Annotated in this window: 13 protein-coding genes and 1 pseudogene; 7 read left to right on the top strand and 7 right to left on the bottom strand. The window is 74.1% G+C overall.

Annotated elements, in window-relative coordinates:
• Positions 1–158: 158 nt before the first annotated feature.
• Positions 159–326: a hypothetical protein gene (locus tag ABTY20_RS33235; protein ID WP_179167568.1), complete on the bottom strand. Its 168-nt coding sequence runs from the start codon at positions 324–326 to the stop codon at positions 159–161.
• Positions 327–590: 264 nt separating this feature from the next.
• Here ABTY20_RS33235 and ABTY20_RS33230 point away from each other — a divergent pair, with 264 nt between their 5' ends.
• The gene (locus ABTY20_RS33230) at positions 591–1,832 is read left to right on the top strand and encodes a PP2C family protein-serine/threonine phosphatase (RefSeq protein ID WP_352000868.1); all 1,242 of its coding nucleotides are present in this window, start codon (positions 591–593) and stop codon (positions 1,830–1,832) included.
• 25 nt (positions 1,833–1,857) lie between these two features.
• Here ABTY20_RS33230 and ABTY20_RS33225 read toward each other — a convergent pair whose 3' ends face one another.
• On the bottom strand, positions 1,858–2,109 hold the full coding sequence (locus tag ABTY20_RS33225) for a hypothetical protein (protein WP_352000867.1): 252 nt from the start codon (positions 2,107–2,109) through the stop codon (positions 1,858–1,860).
• Between the two features lie 227 nt (positions 2,110–2,336).
• Entirely contained in the window at positions 2,337–3,827 is a 1,491-nt protein-coding gene (locus ABTY20_RS33220; RefSeq protein WP_352000870.1) for a SulP family inorganic anion transporter, read from the bottom strand.
• A 411-nt stretch (positions 3,828–4,238) separates the two neighbouring features.
• On the opposite strand from ABTY20_RS33220, the gene ABTY20_RS33215 reads away from it, so the two are divergent.
• Positions 4,239–4,661, top strand: coding sequence for a MerR family transcriptional regulator (locus ABTY20_RS33215; protein ID WP_352000866.1), 423 nt, complete (start codon positions 4,239–4,241; stop codon positions 4,659–4,661).
• A 511-nt stretch (positions 4,662–5,172) separates the two neighbouring features.
• Here the strand turns inward: ABTY20_RS33215 and ABTY20_RS33210 are convergent.
• A complete protein-coding gene (locus ABTY20_RS33210) occupies positions 5,173–5,937 on the bottom strand; it encodes an SDR family oxidoreductase (protein WP_352000865.1) in 765 nt (254 codons plus the stop codon).
• A gap of 101 nt (positions 5,938–6,038) precedes the next feature.
• Here ABTY20_RS33210 and ABTY20_RS33205 point away from each other — a divergent pair, with 101 nt between their 5' ends.
• The 3 genes from ABTY20_RS33205 to ABTY20_RS33195 all read left to right on the top strand — a co-directional run bounded on the left by ABTY20_RS33205 (position 6,039) and on the right by ABTY20_RS33195 (position 9,311).
• Positions 6,039–6,887, top strand: coding sequence for a helix-turn-helix transcriptional regulator (locus tag ABTY20_RS33205; RefSeq protein ID WP_352000864.1), 849 nt, complete (start codon positions 6,039–6,041; stop codon positions 6,885–6,887).
• Between the two features lie 166 nt (positions 6,888–7,053).
• Positions 7,054–8,262 (top strand): T6SS phospholipase effector Tle1-like catalytic domain-containing protein, encoded by a 1,209-nt coding sequence (locus ABTY20_RS33200; protein WP_352000863.1) that lies wholly within the window; start codon positions 7,054–7,056, stop codon positions 8,260–8,262.
• A 278-nt stretch (positions 8,263–8,540) separates the two neighbouring features.
• The gene (locus ABTY20_RS33195; protein ID WP_352000869.1) at positions 8,541–9,311 is read left to right on the top strand and encodes a GNAT family N-acetyltransferase; all 771 of its coding nucleotides are present in this window, start codon (positions 8,541–8,543) and stop codon (positions 9,309–9,311) included.
• A 32-nt stretch (positions 9,312–9,343) separates the two neighbouring features.
• On the opposite strand, the pseudogene ABTY20_RS33190 reads toward ABTY20_RS33195, so the two are convergent.
• The 3 genes and pseudogenes from ABTY20_RS33190 to ABTY20_RS33180 form a co-directional block, all read right to left on the bottom strand.
• A pseudogene (locus tag ABTY20_RS33190) lies at positions 9,344–9,517 on the bottom strand (SAM-dependent methyltransferase); the annotation flags it as partial.
• Positions 9,518–9,747: 230 nt separating this feature from the next.
• Entirely contained in the window at positions 9,748–11,451 is a 1,704-nt protein-coding gene (locus ABTY20_RS33185; protein ID WP_352000862.1) for a SpoIIE family protein phosphatase, read from the bottom strand.
• 648 nt (positions 11,452–12,099) lie between these two features.
• Positions 12,100–12,768, bottom strand: a complete 669-nt coding sequence (locus tag ABTY20_RS33180; protein ID WP_352000861.1) for a hypothetical protein — start codon at positions 12,766–12,768, stop codon at positions 12,100–12,102.
• Between ABTY20_RS33180 and ABTY20_RS33175 the strand changes: the two genes are divergently transcribed.
• Together ABTY20_RS33175 and ABTY20_RS33170 are read left to right on the top strand one after the other, a co-directional pair.
• Positions 12,767–12,901, top strand: coding sequence for a hypothetical protein (locus ABTY20_RS33175; protein WP_352000860.1), 135 nt, complete (start codon positions 12,767–12,769; stop codon positions 12,899–12,901). The two genes, ABTY20_RS33180 and ABTY20_RS33175, sit on opposite strands and share 2 nt — an antisense overlap.
• Before the next feature lie 168 nt (positions 12,902–13,069).
• The coding region (locus ABTY20_RS33170; RefSeq protein ID WP_352000859.1) for a DUF4140 domain-containing protein at positions 13,070–14,251 on the top strand (1,182 nt) is incomplete at its 3' end.

Here is a 14,251-nt window from a genome sequence, read left to right as displayed (position 1 = left end):
GCCGGAGCCCGCCCCGCGCCGAGGGCGGGGCGACGATCCGGGCCGTGCGGCCGGTCCGGGAGCCGGCCGGGAGCAGGAGGGTGTCGTTCGCTCCCCGCGGGTGCCCGGCGGGCGGGGGCCCGGCGGCACGTGTGCCGCCGGGCCCCCACGGGACCACGTCAGCGTCTGCGGGACCAGCCGGTGCCGACGCCCGCCACGTGCAGGGCCAGGGCGGTCAGTCCCAGCAGCATGACGTTCACCGAAGAGAACACGTCGTTGGTGCCGATCTCCGCCGCGTTGATCAGAAACGCGATGAAGAACAGCACCGCCGCGACCATACCGAGCATGAACGAGCTCCTCTCACTCAGGATGAAGCCCGTATGCCCGGCCATCGCGCTCACAGACCCACCGGGGAACCGGACTTGGCCCGCCCCCCTCCGTCCGGCCACCGGCCCCGGGGGCGCTTCCGGCGCCGGGTGACGCTCCGGCACCGGCCGTGCGGGCCGCGACGCGGGCGTCGCTCCCCGGCGAGCCGCCCGTCCGCCGCCCGCGGCCGGGCGCATAGTCGATCGCTGGAGGACGAGACCCCGCGGACGGGACAGAGAGCACGCATGACCACACCACGGATCGACTACCAGGCGTTGTTCGCCATGACGCCCAGCCCTTACCTGGTGCTGGACCCCGACCTGACGATCGTCGAGGTCAACGAGGCGTACCTGAGGGTCACGGGCCGGACCAGGGACGAGCTGGTCGGCCGGTACCTCTTCGAGGCCCATCCCAGGAATCCGGCGGACCCGGACGCCGCCGGGACGCGCAACCTGACCGCGTCCCTGCAGCGCGTCCTGCGTTCCAAGAGACCGGACACGATGGCGGTGCAGAAGTACGACATCCTCGTCTCCGGACGCCCGGGCGTGTTCCGGGAGAAGTGGTGGTCGCCCGTCAACATCCCCGTCCTCGGAGCCGACGGAGAGGTCCGGTGGATCATCCACCGGGTGGAGGACATGACCGAGTTCGTGCTGACCCGTCCCCGGCGTCCCCGGCCGGAGGGCCCGGACCGGGAGCGCGAGGCGATGGAGGTCGAACTGTTCACGCGGGCGCAGGAGCTCCAGCGCCTCAACGAGGAACTCCGCGAGGCCCACGACCGGGAGCACCGGACCGCCCTCGCCCTCCAGGAAGTCATGCTGCACTCCCCCGATCTGGCCGGGCACCGTGAGATCGCCGTGCGCTACATGCCCGCCACCCGGTCGCTCAACGTCTGCGGCGACTGGTACGACGTGGTCGACCTGTCCGACGACAGGTTCACCGTCGCGGTCGGCGACGTGGTCGGTCACGGCCTGGAGGCCGCCGCCGTCATGGGCATGCTCCGCAGTGCCCTGTCCGCCGCCGTGCGTGCCATCCACGAGCCCGGCAGGGCGATGGACGTCCTCGGCGGTTACGCCCGCACCTTCGAAGGCGCGCTGGCGACGACCGCCGTCAAGGCCGTGATCGACACCCGCCACCGCCACATCACCTACACCAGCGCGGGCCACCTCCCGCCCGTGCTGTCGCGTCCGGACGGCACCGTGGTCCTGCTCGACCAGGCCACCGATCCGCCGCTGGGCGTCCTCATCGACCAGGGCCCGCGCCCCCAGGCCACGGTGCCCTACACACCGGGCGACACCCTCGTGCTCTACACCGACGGTCTCGTCGAGCGCCGTGGCGAGGACATCGACGCCGGCTTGAACCGCCTCGCCGACGCCCTCGCCCGCCATGCCCGTCTCAGCCCCGTCGAACTGGCCGACACCCTGCTCACCCGCCTCGGCGTGGCCGAGGGCGGACGCGACGACATCGCCCTGGTCATCGTCCGTCTGTGAGGCCTCCCCCGGAACGGCCGGCCCGCTAGGACCGCTCGAGCCCCGTGTTCGCCGGGCCTGCGGGCCGGTCCGGTGAACGCCGTGCCCCGGCCTCCCAGAGGCACCAGGTCGACCACAGCAGCAGCACGAGGAAGACGGCGAGCAGGCCCAGCAGGAACACGATCTGCCGTGCCGACCCGTCCTCCTGGACGAGGGCCAGCACCAGGCAGAGGGCCCAGGCGGCCACACCGCCCGCGTACACGCCCCTGAGCTGTCGCAGCTGACTCGTCGATCCCACCGTCGCCCTCCTGAGCCGCACCGTCACACGTCCCCCAGTCGGTACCCCCGTCACGCGGCTTCACCCCACGCGATCGTGGTCGGTCTCGCGCCCGGCCGCCGGTGTGACGCGTCGTCACCGAGGGGGCGGCCTTCGCCCTCGCCGTGACCTCCGGGGAGCCGGACGGGGCGGGTCGCCGGCGCCGTGTGCGTGCTCCCGGCACGGGCCGGCCCGTCGGCCGCGTGCGGTCAGTGGCCGACGGTCAGTTCGCCGCTGAGCTTGCCGTGGAGCCGGGCGCTCGGGTCGTTGAGGCCGGTGATCTCGACGGCCTTGCCCCGCTGGGCGTACTTGGTCTCGATCGCGTCCAGCGCGGCGACGGAGGAGGCGTCCCAGATGTGCGCCGAGCTCAGGTCGATGACGACCTTCGACGGGTCGCCCGCGTAGTCGAACCGGCCGACCAGGTCGTTGGAGGAGGCGAAGAACAGCTCTCCGGTGACCCGGTAGACCACGGTGGTGCCGTCGGGGTCGGTGACGGCGGTGACCTCGGCGAGGTGGGCGACGCGCCTGGCGAAGACCACCATGGCGGTGACCGAGCCGACGACGACACCGACGGCGAGGTTGTGGGTGGCCACGACGCAGGCCACGGTGACCGCCATGACGGTGATCTCCCCCGCGGGCATCCGCCGGAGCGTCCTCGGGGCGATGGAGTGCCAGTCGAACGTCGCGAACGACACCATGACCATGACGGCGACCAGAGCGGCCATGGGGATGTCGGAGACGACCGGGCCGAAGACGATGCACAGCACCATCAGGAAGGCCCCGGCCAGGAACGTCGACAGCCGGGTGCGGGCTCCGGAGACCTTCACGTTGATCATGGTCTGGCCGATCATGGCGCATCCGCCCATGCCGCCGAGGAAGCCGGTGACGATGTTGGCGACGCCCTGGCCGATGGACTCCCGGGTCTTGTTGGAGCGGGTGTCGGTGATGTCGTCGACGAGCTTGGCGGTCATCAGCGACTCCATCAGACCGACCAGCGCCATCGCGAACGCGTACGGGGCGATCGTCGCCAGCGTGTCCGGGGTGAACGGCACGTCCGGAAGCCCGGGAACGGGGAGGGAGGACGGGAGCGTCCCCTTGTCGCCGACGGTCGGCACGGCGATGCCGGCCGCGACGGTGATGACGGTCAGGATGACGATGGAGACCAGCGGCGCCGGGATCACGGTGGTGATCCTGGGGAAGAGCACCATCAGCGCCAGGCCGCCGACGATCAGCGGGTAGACGGCCCACGGCACGTCCCGCATCTCGGGGACCTGGGCCATGAAGATGAGGACGGCGAGCGCGTTGACGAAGCCGACCATCACCGACCGGGGGACGAACCGCATCAGCTTCGCCACGCCCAGGGCGCCCAGGACGACCTGGAAGACGCCGGCGAGGATCACCGCGGCGACCAGGTGACCGAAACCGTGCTCGCGGTTCAGGGGTGCGATGACCAGGGCGACGGCACCGGTGGCAGCGGAGATCATCGCCCGCCGGCCGCCGACGACCGCGATCGTCACGGCCATCGTGAAGGAGGCGAACAGGCCGATCGCGGGATCGACACCGGCGATGACCGAGAACGAGATCGCCTCGGGAATCAGCGCGAGCGCGACCACCAGGCCGGCCAGCACCTCGGTGCGCCAGACCTTCGGATCGCGCAGCCAGCCGGGCTTCAGGCCGCGCAGACGCGCCGCCGGGGACAGGGCAGAAGCGGTGGAGGACAAGGAAACAGGTACCTGTCGTGCTCGGGCACGCCTCGTCGGGCAGGCGTGCGGAAGGAACACGGTGGTGCCGGCCGGCACCCCGCAGACGGCGTCCGTGGGACGGAGCCGGAGGACACGGGAAGGGGTCGGGCGAGGGCCCGCGGGGAATCGGGCGGGCTCAGAACCGGAGACGGAGCGTCACGGTGGACAGACGGCGGCGCCGGGCGTCGTGGGCTCGCGCACGCTCGTCTCCTGCCGTACATCGCGTCTTCGCCGGAGGCGCCGTCGGCCCCGGCACGGCTGCGGCGAGGCATCGCCGGAGCCGCCCTCACCGGCACCGACTCTACCCTAACGTTAGGGTAGGGGCCGGTGGGCGGAGACGTGGCCCGTCACGGCGGAGAAAGGACGGGCATGTCCGGTGCGGACGGCAAGCACATGCAGATCGGCGAGGTCGCCGCACGTACGGAGCTGTCCCTGCGTACGATCCGGCACTACGAGGAGGCCGGGCTGGTCATCCCTTCCGCCCGTTCCCGGGGCGGCTTCCGCCTCTACACCGACGACGACGTGCAGCGGCTCATGGTGATCCGTCGCATGAAGCCGCTCGGCTTCTCCCTCGAGCAGATGCGCGACCTGCTGGACGCCACCGACCGCCTCGACGCCGGCACGGGACTCGACGCCGAGGAGCGGGAAACCCTGGTGGAACGCGTCCGCGGCTACGAACGGGCCGCCGGCGAACAGGTCGCCAGGCTCCGCGTCCAGCTCGCCCGCGCCGAGGACTTCGCCGCCACGCTGCGCGCCCGCCTGGAGCGGAGCCCTCCCGCGGCCCGCACCTGAGCCGTCCCTCTGCGGACGCGTTCCGCCCGTGCCGGGAGGGAGGCGCCGCCCGGATGCCCCGCTCCCCCTCGGCGGAACGCCGGAGGCGGCCGGCGCCCCCTCCGTGCGCTCCACCGCGCGTCACCGTCGTGGGAGCCGCCGGGACGGCCGGCCCCGTGACCGGACCGCTGCCGGCCCCGGAGCGGGGCCACGGGTCGCCGTCCGCTCCCGGGGCGGACGGGCGGGCGAGGCACCGGGACCGACGGCCGGGACCGATCCGGGGCGACCTGGCGTGGCTCGCAGAGCCCGGCCCGGCGACAGCCGCACGTCCTGGCGCTTCGTGCCGGCGGAGGGGCGGGGCCGGAGGAGGTTCTCGTCCTGCGCCGACAGGACTCTCATGGCGGCCGGCCCGCACCTGACTCACGCCCTCTCCGGCCCCGGACCGATCGCACCGGATGCCCGCTCCGGCAGGTCCGGGCGGGGCCGCCGCCCCTCGTCCCTCCCGTCGGGTGGCGGCGGGAGCGGCGCCCGTCTACTTCCCGTGCGGATCGGCGCTGTTGAGTGCTTCGACGACCTGGTCGTAGTCGCCGCGGGCCTCGCTGTGGCGCAGGTACTTCACGCGCTCGACCTGGATCTCCTTGGCGTCGGGCCGGCTCTCGAGCAGTCCGACCACCTCCGTGACGAACTCGTCGAGCGGCATGGCGTGTTCGTTGTCCTCCTGCCCCGGCAGCAGCGCGGTGCGGACGGACGGCGGCTCGAGCTCCACGACCTTCACCGAGGTGTCGGCGAGCTGCAGCCGGACGGACTCGCTGAGCATGTGGATCGCCGCCTTCGACGCGTTGTAGCTCGGTGTCGCCTTCAGCGGCGTGAACGCCAGGCCCGAGGAGACGGTCATGAGGGTGGCGTCCGGCTGCGCCTGCAGATGCTCGACGAACGCGGCGACGAGACGGATCGGACCGAGCACGTTCGTCGTGATCGTGGATTCGGCCGTGGTGAGGAACGACGCCGGATCGTGCCAGTCCTCGACGTGCATCACACCGGCCATGGTGATGAGGACGTTGAGGTCCGGGTGACGGTCCAGCACCTGCTTCGCGGCGGAGGTGATGCTCGCGGCGTCCGCGGTGTCGATCCGTACGGTGTCGATGCCGGGGTGCTCGGCGGCGATCCGTTCCAGCAGTTCGGTGCGTCGGCCGCCGACGACGACGGTGTTCCCCCTGGCCTTCAGCTCGAGGGCGAGGGCGAGACCGATGCCGCTGGTGGAACCGGGGATGAAGACGGTGTTTCCGGAGATGTTCATGCCCCGATCGTCACCGGTCCGCCGCCACGGGGGCAGAGACCGGTTGTCGGGGGATCGGCGATCCCTGGCTCGCCCTCCGGCGCCGGACGATAATCGGCCGCATGGACCGTACAGCTCTCGCCGACTTCCTGCGCCGCCGCCGCGAGGCGCTGCGGCCGGAGGATCTCGGCCTCCCACCGGGCGCACGCCGGCGGACCCGGGGTCTGCGGCGCGAGGAGGTCGCCTCCCTGGCCGTGATGTCGACCGACTACTACACACGGCTGGAACAGCGGCGCGGGCCGCAGCCCAGCGAGCACATGCTGGCCTCCCTCGCCCGCGCGCTGCGGCTGACCGACGACGAGCGCACCTACCTGTACCGGATAGCCGGGCACAACGCGCCGGTGTCGCTGTCGGCCTCACCGCATGTCGCCCCCGCGCTGCTGCGGGTGCTGGACCGGCTCGACGACACCCCCGCGCTCGTCCTGACCGACCTGGGCGAGACGCTGGTGCAGAACAGGATGGCCGCCGCGCTGTTCGGGGACGCGTCCGGCCACACGGGTCTCGCCCGCAGCGCCATCTACCGCTGGTTCACCGATCCCGCGGAACGGCTGATCTATCCCGAGGCCGACCGGGACCGGCAGAGCCGCGCCCAGGTCGCGAACCTGCGCGCCGCCCACGGGCTGCGGGGCCCGCGTTCGCGGGCCGGCGAACTCGTGCGCGCCCTGCAGAAGGCGAACGAGGAGTTCGCCGAGCTGTGGGACCGGCACGAGGTCGCGCAGCGGTTCGAGGACCACAAGACGCTCATCCACCCGGAGCTGGGCGCGATCGAACTGGACTGCCAGGCGCTGTTCACCGAGGACCAGTCCCAGACCCTGCTCGTGCTCACGGCACCGCCCCGCACCGAGGGACACGAGAAGCTGCAACTGCTCGCCGTGCTCGGCCTGGACCGCTTCGCCGAAGCGGAGCGGTAGGCCCTGTGGACCCGCCCCGGCGCGGCGCCGGTGCGCGGCAGTCCTCCGCGTCCTGTTCCCGCTCCGGGAGGAGTGCCGGGCCCCACGCGTGGCGCGGGGCGCCGGACGGTGGGATTCTGGAAGTGGTGCTGTGCGCCGCTCCACGCTCGCGCGAGGAGGGATGGTCATGGCCAAGCGTCTGGTCGTCTGTTGTGACGGCACGTGGAATTTCGCGGATCAGCCGAGCAAGACCAATGTCGCCAAGGTCGCCCTGTCCGTACGTCCCGGGTCCGCCGCCGGGAGGGAACAGCGCGTCTACTACCACAGCGGTGTCGGCACCCGCCGGCGGGAACGGCTGCGCGGCGGCGCGTTCGGCGTGGGGCTGTCCCGGAACGTCGTGGACGCCTACCGGTTCCTCGTGGAGGCGTACGAACCCGACGACCAGCTGTTCCTCTTCGGTTTCAGCCGCGGCGCGTTCACCGCCCGCAGCCTGGCGGGGCTGGTGCACAACAGCGGCGTCCTGCGCCGGGACCACGCCGACCGGATCCCGGAGGCCTGGGCCCTGTACCGCGACCGGATCGAGCAACCGGGCGGCGCGGCCGCCACGTTGTTCCGCCGCTCGTACGCACGTGAGGCGGAGATCGAGTTCATCGGGGTGTGGGACACGGTCGGCGCCCTGGGCGTCCCGGTCCCGAACGCCCCGCGGCTGCGGCCCGCGGTGAACCGGTTCAACCGCCGCTGGGCGTTCCACGACACCGAGCTGGGCGACCGGGTCAAGTCGGCCTTCCACGCGATGGCCATCGACGAGCAGCGCTCGGCGTTCCGGCCGGCCCTGTGGCACCAGCGAACCGAATCCGCCCTCCGGGGCCAGGAGTTGAGGCAAGTGTGGTTCGCCGGGGTGCACTGCGACGTCGGCGGCGGCTACGAGGAGACGGGACTGTCCGACGTCGCCCTGCTGTGGATGGTCGGCCACGCCCGCGGACACGGGCTGGAGTTCGACGCCGACGCGCTCGGCGCGGAGGGGCCCCGGGTGATGAGGCCCGAGGAGTCCGTCGGCTTCCGGGTACGGCCGGACGGCTCGGGGACCCTCCACCTCTCGCGCACGGGCGTGTACCGACTGGCCGAACCGCTGCACCGGCCGCTCGGCGGGGCGGTGAACGACCGTGGCGAGCCCGACGGCAACGAGTTCCTGGCGGTGTCCGCCAAGGAGCGCTACGACCGGGACGCGGGATACCGTCCGCCGGAACTGGAGGACTACCTGGGCAGGCGGGACCGGGTCCGGCTGGAGCCCGTCCCGCTGCCGGGCCCCGCCCCGGGCCCGGCTCCCGCACCTCCCGCCGCGTCCGGTCCGGGAGCGCCGGCCGACGCGCGGGGCGGACTCCGCCGCGCCACATGAGCCCGGCCGGCCGCGGCGGCCTCCCTCCGCGCGGCGCTCCCCGGCCCGGCCGGTCCGGGCCGTGACCCGGCTTCCGCGTGACGTCGTCCGTCCCCTCCACTGCGGCGGGGGCCTTCGGGGCATCACCACGGTCCGCGCCACCGGGGCCGCGGTCCCGGTCTCCCCCGTCCGCCGGCCTTCGGGCATGCTTCGGCGGCGCCGGTGGGCAGACATGCCTCCACCGGTGGACGAACGAAGGGGTCAAGGTGACGCAGAACCTCGCCGATGCTGTGGAATCGATGGAGCAACTGGCCACGGTCTGGCGGAACATGGTGCTCGACCGGGATCCGGGCGCGGACGTACGGGACCTGCCGGGCATCGCGGTGCGCTGGGCGGAGTGCCGGTTCGGTTTCTGGAACTGTGTCACGCTCACCGAGGCGGGGGCGGACACGGGACTCGTGCGGGAGCGGCTGGAGCAGGCGGCGGACGTCATGCGGTCGAAGCGGCAGGCCGGCTTCCTGTGGGTCTTCGAGGACCTGCTCACCGCCGGGGCGCGCCCGGGCCTGATGGAGTCGGCCGAGCGGGCCGGTCTGGTGCACGCCTTCTCGGGCACCGGCATGGCCGGTGATCTGCTGCCGGTCCCCGAACCGGCGCACCCTGACCTGACGTTCACCCGGGTCGCCACGGAGGAGCATCTGCGGGCCTACGCCGACCTCAACTCGCGCGCCTACGGAATGCCGTTGGAGGCCGGCCGCGACGGTCTGGCGGGCTCCGGGCTGTGGAGGACCGGGGTGCACGCCTACCTGGGCCTGCGGGACGGCGTTCCGGTGACGTGTGCCGGGGCGGTGGAGGCGGACGGTCGCCTGTTCGTCGTACTGGTGGCCACGGACCCGCGGTGGGAGCGCCGGGGGTACGGGGAGGCGGTGACCCGCAAGGCCCTGCACGAGGGCGCCCGGGCCACCGGACTGACCCGCGCCACGCTGCACGCGACCGCCGCCGGGGCGCCCATGTACCCGCGGATCGGCTTCGAGCCGAACAGTCCGCTGCACTTCTTCACCCTGGGAAGCTGACGGGCCGCTGCCGCCGGCCCGGTCGCAGGCGGTCAGCGGTGGGGTTCCTCGGGTTTCCGGCCCCGGACGGTCAGCATGCCGGCGGACGACGCGGCGCACTCGTCGGAGTCCAGGTACCGGACCGCCGCGTCGACCGCGGCGTCGTCGACCGGGCCGGTGGCGAGCACCACCGCTCTGCCGCGCTCCCAGGTGTCCGCCCGGAAGCGGCACCGGCCGCGCCCGTGCGGACCGGTGGTCACGCCGCCGCCCGTGGGACGCCGGCAGTACCGTGCCCGACGCGCTTCGCCGTCCGGTCGGCGGAGGGCTTCGGCGACGGGTCGTCGGACGGTTCCACGGTCGGCCCCCTTCAGGCGGTGGACGGCGCCGGGCGGCCCGGGGCTGGGCCGCCGCCCCGGGCCGCCTGGGCCGATCGGCCCTCCAAAGGCCCCCCACGGGTTCAGTGCTCGGGAACGCGCAGGGCCAGGAGGGCGACGTCGTCGTCGTTGCCGGCGGGGCGGACGCGGCCGAGCAGCTGGTCGGTGAACGAGGGGAGGGGGCGGTGGGCGAGGGCGGCGGCGTGCTGGCGCAGTCGGTTCAGCCCCGTGTCGAGGCTCTGGCCGGGTTCCTCGATGAGGCCGTCCGTGTACAGCACCAGGGTGGACCCCGGAGGGAGCAGCGCGGTGGCGTCCGGGCGCCGGAGGGTCACCTGGGTGCCCAGGAGTATGCCGTGGCCCTCGGTGAGGTAGCGCGTCAGGCCGTCCTTGCTGATCAGCAGCGGCGGCGGGTGGCCCGCGTTGGTCCAGGACAGCTGCCAGTGCCCGTCGTGCGCCGCTTCGACCCGGCCGAAGATCGTGGTGGCCATGGTGACGTCGGTGATGTGCTGGATCGCCTCGTCGAGCCGCTCGACGATGCGGCTGGGAGGTTCGTGCTGGGACCAGGCGTAGGCGCGGAGCATGTTGCGGACCTGGGCCATGCCGGCCGCCGCCTCCAGGTCGTGGCCGACGACGTCCCCGATGACCAGGGCGGTGGAGGCGTCGGACAGGGGGAAGGCGTCGTACCAGTCCCCGCCGACGTGGGAGGCGTCGGGTGCGGGCAGGTAGCGGACGGTCATCTCCAGGCCCGTGAGGCGCGGCATCTGGGGCAGCAGGTGGTTCTGCATGGTCTCGGCCACCTTGCGCTGGCGCTGGTAGAGGCGGGCGTTGTCCAGGGCGAGACCGGCCCGGCGCGCGATGTCCTCGATCAGCGGGAGATCCACGGGGGCGAAGGCCGTCGGAGTCTCCGCACGGCCCACGGTCAGCGCGCCCAGGACCGCGCGCGAGCTGCGGATGGGCGCGATGGCCGCCGAGTGCATCCCCGTGGCGTCGAAGAGGCGGGCCTGCTCGACCGCGATGCCGGAGTCCGGCGTCCCCTGGTAGGTCTTCGGACCGGCCAGGGTGGAGGCGACGCCTCGCAGGGCTCGGGACAGGGGCATCAGGGATTCCTCGGGAATCGGCGGCATCGGCCCCTGCAGGTCCTCGTGCCGGACCAGTACGTCCCCCTCGGCGTGGACCGCGACGGTACGCCACACCTCGTCACGTTCGGTGATCAGGTCGATGATCACCCAGTCCGCCAGCCGGGGCGCCAGCAGGGCCACCAGCCGCCGCAGCGCCTCGTCGACGTCGAGAGTGGAGGTCAGCTGTGTGGTGGTCTCGGCCAGCAGGGCCAGCCGCTGCAGCTCCGACAGCCGCTGGGACGCCGGCCCCGGTCGCGGGACGGTGTCCTGGGGGTGCTCGGGAACGTGGAAGACGACGAGTGTGGCGCTTTGGTGGTCGCCGGCGCGGTACGGGGCGATCATCCAGGAGATGGGCAGCACGGAGCCGTCGGCGCGTGCGAAGTAGTCCTGATCGACCTGAGCCGGTCGTCCGGCGTGGAACGCCTGGCGCATCGCGCACTGGGTTCTCGGCAGCTGCTGCCCGTGCGGACCGCGGTGCAGCAGGTCGTGCGCGTCATGGCCGAGGAGTTCTTCGGCGGGCCGGCCCAGCAGCGCCTCGGCGCGGGCGTTGACGGCCGTGATGAAGCCCTGCTCGTCGACGACGTAGGCGCCGGCTCCGATGGCCTCCAGCGTGGCGGAAACGGTCGGCACGGCCGGCCCGTGGGCCTCCGTACGCTCCGACCCTGTCATCGTGACCTCCTCGCCGGCCGGACCGGCGCCCCGCCGCCCATGTCCCCCGGCCCCGTGCTTCTCCCGCTTTCCCGCCTTCCCCGTATGCCCATGCGGGCAAAGATCCCACGTCGTCCGGCGGCTTCGATAACGTCCACCCCCATAGTGTGCTTGTACGGCCGCGAAGAGGGGTGGGCATCCCATGGCCCGGCGGCGGTCCGTGGACGGTGACGCGTGCTCCCGGCCCCGGACCCGGGCCGGTGGGACGCACTCCGGACCACCCCGTCCGGGAGGAGCCCGGGGACACCGACTCGACGTCACTCGCACGGGCGAGGCGGCGGGAGGGAGGCACGGCGTCCGGACGACGCGACAGGCGGCCCACCGGGGCGCATAGGACAGTAGGACCATGAACCGTCACCGACGCCCGCCCCGGCGCGCCCCGTGGATCGCAGGCGGTGCCGCTGTGCTCGTCCTCGGTGGCATCGGCGTGTGGGCGTTGGTCGCGCAGGACGGCGGCACGCCCAGCCCCACACCGTCAAGCTCCGACGACCTGTCCCTTCCGACACTGGATCCCTTGCCGTCCTGGACCTCCGGAACGGAGGCGTCGAGCACGGCGCGCCGGACACCGGTCCCCACGCTGTCGCCCGGGCCCACGGCGTCCCGGCCCCGTCAGCCGGCCCCACCGAGCCGACGGCCGACGACCGGGCCGACCGGGCCGACGGCCGGGCCGACGCAGAGTCCGCCCGTCGAGGTGCGGCCTCCGACACGACGTCCGACCGCCGAGCCGGCACCGCCGCAACAGAGGCCCACGTCCCGGCCGACGCCCCGTCCGACCTCGGCCGGCACGCCGTCCTCACGTGTTCCGCAGGCGGCGCCGACGTCGCCCCCGGCGCCTGCGCGGCCCGCGACGCCGCGGCCCTCGCCGCGCTCCACCGCACCCGGGCTCCCGCCGCGGTCCACCGTTCCCACGCCCTCGTCACGGTCCGCGCCCCCCGAGCGCGCACCGCGGTCCACGGCCCCCGGGGCCACCACCCGCTCCACGCCCCTCAGGCCCACGCCGAAACCCGCGACACCCGGGCCCACCACCCGGTCCGCGACACCCGGGCCCACCACCCGGTCCGCGTCACCCGGGCCCACCGCCCGGTCCATGACGCCGGAGCCCCCGGCAGTCACCCGGTCGGCACCGGTACGGACACCGGCGAAGCCGCCGAAGCCCTCGAAGCACGTGCCGGCGCCGTCCGTCACGACGCCCCGGCCCACGTCGACGAGCGGCGGTGACGAACCGAAGACCACCACCTGGTACACCTCCCCCGCCGCGACGGCCGCCGCCCGCCGCATGGCGCACGCCGACACGGTCGGCGACCCCGCCTGCTCCATGGCAGCCGTGGGCCGGCCGGACCCCGGTCTGGTTCCGCGGGCCGACCGTGTCGGCATCGGTCACCACGGCACGTACTGGTGCCTGATCTGGTGAGGCGGCGGTCGTCGCCGCTCGTGCCCCCGGGCCGCGCTCCGAAGTGGCCACCGGCTCCGATGACGGCCCGTCACGCGTGGTCCGCGCGGGCACCCGCGTCCGGCGGGACCGGCGCCGGCCGACCGCGTAGGCTGCCCTCGGCACGGAGACGGCTGGGCGGGGGAGCACATGGCGGCTGGGACGGCACCGAGGTGGACATCGGCCCTCGATTCGGTGGTGGTGTACGCGCAGGGCGCGCTCTGCCGCCGCCTGGCCCGGGGCACGGTGCCGGCGGGCGGACGCGTACGGGTGGCGGGGCTGCCCCGCTCGCTGGACCCGGACTCCCTGCGGGCCCGCGTCGTCGGCGCCTCCGGGGTGCGCGTCACCGGGGCCCGGGTGGAGGTCGAGGCGGAGTCCCCCGGCGCGGAAGGGCACGACGAGGCGCTGCGCGAAGTGGAGCGGCTGCGCGACGCCTGTGCGGCGGCCCGGGGCCGCCGGGACCGGCAACGGGGGCTGATCGAGGAGGTCGGGGCGCTCCGTCCGGTGCCGCCGGCCCGCGAGCGGGACGACCCGCATCGCCGGACCCCGGTCGACGCGTGGCTGGAGCTCTCCGAGTTCGTCGACGAGCGCCTGACCGGACTGCACGACAGGCTCCGTGAGCTGGAGGAGGAACTGCGCAGGGCGGAGCACGGGCTCACGGTCGCCGAGGACAGGCTCTCGCGTGCCTCCGCCGACGCGTCCCCCGCACCGGTGGCCGGTTCGCCGTGCGCGGTCCTGACGCTGGACGGCGCGGGCGAGGTGGAGGTCGAGGTGGAGTACGGGGTGCCCGGCGCGGTCTGGGTGCCGGCCTACCGGCTCGCCCACCGCCAGGGCGACAGCGACGGTTCTCTGGTGCTGCGGGCCTCGGTCGCCCAGCGCACGGGGGAGGACTGGACCGGGGTGCCCCTCGCCCTGGCCACCGCCGACCTGCGCCGCCGCACCGAGCTGCCCCGGCTCCGTTCGATCCGGATCGGACGCGGTCAGCCCGCCCCCGCGCCTTCGGGCTGGCGTGAGCATCCGGCGGGGCTGACCGATCTCTTCGCCGGTTACGACGCGGCGGTCCCCCGTCCCGGCACGAGGTCCGCGGCCGGCGCCGCGCCCGGTCCCGTTCCACCACCGCCGCCCGCACCGGCCGGTCACGGCGGACCGCCCGGTCCGGTGCCGAAGGGGGCCCTTCCCCAGGCCTTCGGCGGCGTCACGGGGCCGCCCCGGGGCCGGCCGGGCGGCGGGCCGCGTACCGCCGCGGGTCCCGCCGCGCCCGGCGCCGCCCCGGCCCCCGCGGCCTTCGGGGCGGCCCCACCGGCGCCCGTCGCGTCCGCGGCCCCCGCCGAG

Source organism: Streptomyces sp. NPDC126497 (assembly GCF_040302425.1).
GTDB lineage: Bacteria > Actinomycetota > Actinomycetes > Streptomycetales > Streptomycetaceae > Streptomyces.
The sequence above is the reverse complement of the archived record's forward strand: the minus strand, read 5'-3'. Positions and strand labels throughout refer to the sequence as shown.

Excerpts from the sequence above, each read along its gene's own strand:
- ABTY20_RS33235 (WP_179167568.1), bottom strand. The coding sequence starts at position 326 with ATGCTCGGTATGGTCGCGGCGGTGCTGTTCTTCATCGCGTTTCTGATC.
- ABTY20_RS33230 (WP_352000868.1), top strand. The coding sequence starts at position 591 with ATGACCACACCACGGATCGACTACCAGGCGTTGTTCGCCATGACGCCC.
- ABTY20_RS33215 (WP_352000866.1), top strand. The coding sequence starts at position 4,239 with ATGTCCGGTGCGGACGGCAAGCACATGCAGATCGGCGAGGTCGCCGCA.
- ABTY20_RS33210 (WP_352000865.1), bottom strand. The coding sequence starts at position 5,937 with ATGAACATCTCCGGAAACACCGTCTTCATCCCCGGTTCCACCAGCGGC.
- ABTY20_RS33205 (WP_352000864.1), top strand. The coding sequence starts at position 6,039 with ATGGACCGTACAGCTCTCGCCGACTTCCTGCGCCGCCGCCGCGAGGCG.
- ABTY20_RS33200 (WP_352000863.1), top strand. The coding sequence starts at position 7,054 with ATGGCCAAGCGTCTGGTCGTCTGTTGTGACGGCACGTGGAATTTCGCG.
- ABTY20_RS33195 (WP_352000869.1), top strand. The coding sequence starts at position 8,541 with ATGGAGCAACTGGCCACGGTCTGGCGGAACATGGTGCTCGACCGGGAT.
- ABTY20_RS33185 (WP_352000862.1), bottom strand. The coding sequence starts at position 11,451 with ATGACAGGGTCGGAGCGTACGGAGGCCCACGGGCCGGCCGTGCCGACC.
- ABTY20_RS33175 (WP_352000860.1), top strand. The coding sequence starts at position 12,767 with ATGGCGCACGCCGACACGGTCGGCGACCCCGCCTGCTCCATGGCAGCC.
- ABTY20_RS33180 (WP_352000861.1), bottom strand. The coding sequence starts at position 12,768 with ATGCGGCGGGCGGCGGCCGTCGCGGCGGGGGAGGTGTACCAGGTGGTG.